This window comes from Brevundimonas sp., from assembly GCF_004210735.1.
GTDB lineage: Bacteria > Pseudomonadota > Alphaproteobacteria > Caulobacterales > Caulobacteraceae > Brevundimonas.
Genome location: NZ_SDZL01000123.1, coordinates 1 through 1,894, shown reverse-complemented (window position 1 = coordinate 1,894; position 1,894 = coordinate 1). Strand labels below are relative to the sequence as shown.

Sequence of the window (1,894 nt, the reverse complement as noted above, 5' to 3'; positions counted from 1 at the left end):
TGGAAGCGATGCTGCAGTGCAATAAAATTGCGGCGATCATTGTTGTGGCTCCCCCCGGTGAAACCCACCGCGTCAGGTCCCTTCTGCCCCGCGCCTGGAACATTCACGTTGTCGCAGGGGGCGCTACCCGCACCGAATCTGTCCGCGCCGGGCTCGACGCCCTCGATCCGATCTTCCCCTCCAAGGTCTTGATCCACGACGCCGCCCGTCCCGGCCTCACCCCGGACGTGATCACAGAACTGCTCGACGCCTTGGAGACGGCGGACGCCGCCGCCCCCGCCCTTGCCCTGGCTGACGCGCTCAAGTCCACCGCCGACGGCGCCGTCCGCTCCGTCAGCCGCGAGAACATCTCCCGCGTCCAGACCCCCCAGGCCTTCCGCTGGTCCGTCATCCGCGACGCCTTCGCCAACGCCTCGTCCGCCGTCGATGACCTTGCGCTCGTCGAAAGCGCCGGCGCGAAAGTCGTGCTGACGCCCGGCCGTCATGCGCTAATGAAAGTCACTTATCCGGAGGACCTCGCCGTGGCCGAGAAACTCATCGCAGGCCCGGCCATCCGTGTCGGGACAGGCTTCGACGTCCACGGCTTCGAGCCGGGCGACGCCGTCATCCTCTGCGGCGTCCGCATCCCGCACACGAAGAAGCTCGAAGGCCACTCCGACGCCGATGCAGGCTGGCATGCTCTGACGGACGCTATCCTTGGCGCCCTCGCCCTCGGCGATATCGGCGACCATTTCCCGCCCTCCGATCCGCAATGGAAGGGCGCAGCCTCCGTCAAATTCCTCCAGCACGCCGTGAATCTCGCCCACGACCGTGGCTTCCACGTCGTCAACGCCGACCTCACCATCCTCGCCGAGCGCCCCAAGATCGCGCCCCATCGCGAAGCCATGCGCATCGCCACCGCCACAGCCATGAACGTCTCTCCAGACGTCGTCAGCGTGAAAGCCACGACGACCGAAAAGCTCGGCTTTGTTGGTCGCGAGGAAGGCATTGCAGCGCAAGCCACGGTGCTGTTGTCGCGCTGAGCCATTCAGCTAGAGTGCCGCCATGTTCGACGATCATCTCCTGATGCTGGCCCGTCTGACGCTCGATGAAGCGCAGCAGAAGCGCCTGAAGATCGCGACCGCCGAAAGCTGCACCGGCGGCCTCATCGCCGGCCTGCTCACCGAAATCCCCGGCTCGTCCGCCACGGTCGAACGCGGCTTCGTCGTCTATTCCAACCGCGCCAAGGAAGAGATGCTGAACGTCCCCGGCGATCTCATTGCCGACGCTGGCGCCGTCTCTGAACCCGTCGCCCGCATGATGGCCGAAGGTGCGCTGGAGAACTCCCGCGCCAACCTCGCCGTGGCTGTAACTGGCGTCGCCGGTCCCGGCGGCGGCACGCCGCCCAAGCCTGTCGGCCTCGTCCATCTCGCCGTGGCGCGCGAGAACAAGCCGATCTTCCATCAGGCCATGCGCTACGGCGATATCGGCCGCGACCAGATCCGCCGCGAGACCATCATCACGGCGCTGGAAATGCTGCGGAAGATGATGGCCTGAATTTCATCTGACGATCCGGCCTCGCGCCACCGCCCTGCCCTGATCCCGCCATCAACGCTCGCGACTCCTCTCTGCAAGCCCGGCCATGAGAAGCCGGCTGCCAAGGAGACTAACCTGATGCGTGTCGCGAACCTTCTGGTCCTGAGCGCTGCGGCCATGCTGGTCTGGGCCTGCGCCTCCACCGAATTCCCCGACCCCGCCGGCCAAACTGGCGCCAAGCCCGCCTCCGTGGAGGTCAGCGGCAACGACTGCGCCGTCATGGCGGCGGTATCGAAGGAACATTACAAGTTCGGCCCGGATAACCCGCCCCCGCCCCTCAAGGGCCTGGGCGAGCCCGGCTGGCGGCCCCAGTGCGACT

General features: G+C 66.6%; 3 protein-coding genes. All 3 read left to right on the top strand.

Annotated elements, in window-relative coordinates; genetic code table 11:
- The coding region (gene ispF, locus EON91_RS14335; protein WP_292096065.1) for a 2-C-methyl-D-erythritol 2,4-cyclodiphosphate synthase at nt 1–1,022 on the top strand (1,022 nt) is incomplete at its 5' end.
- A 22-nt stretch (nt 1,023–1,044) separates the two neighbouring features.
- Nucleotides 1,045–1,536 (top strand): CinA family protein, encoded by a 492-nt coding sequence (locus tag EON91_RS14330; RefSeq protein ID WP_292096061.1) that lies wholly within the window; start codon nt 1,045–1,047, stop codon nt 1,534–1,536.
- A 117-nt stretch (nt 1,537–1,653) separates the two neighbouring features.
- Nucleotides 1,654–1,894 (top strand): hypothetical protein (locus tag EON91_RS14325; protein WP_292096059.1); only part of this gene is annotated, 241 nt, incomplete at its 3' end.

What these genes read in the sequence shown, in the direction of transcription:
- EON91_RS14330 (WP_292096061.1), top strand. Translation starts at nt 1,045, where the DNA reads ATGTTCGACGATCATCTCCTGATGCTGGCCCGTCTGACGCTCGATGAA.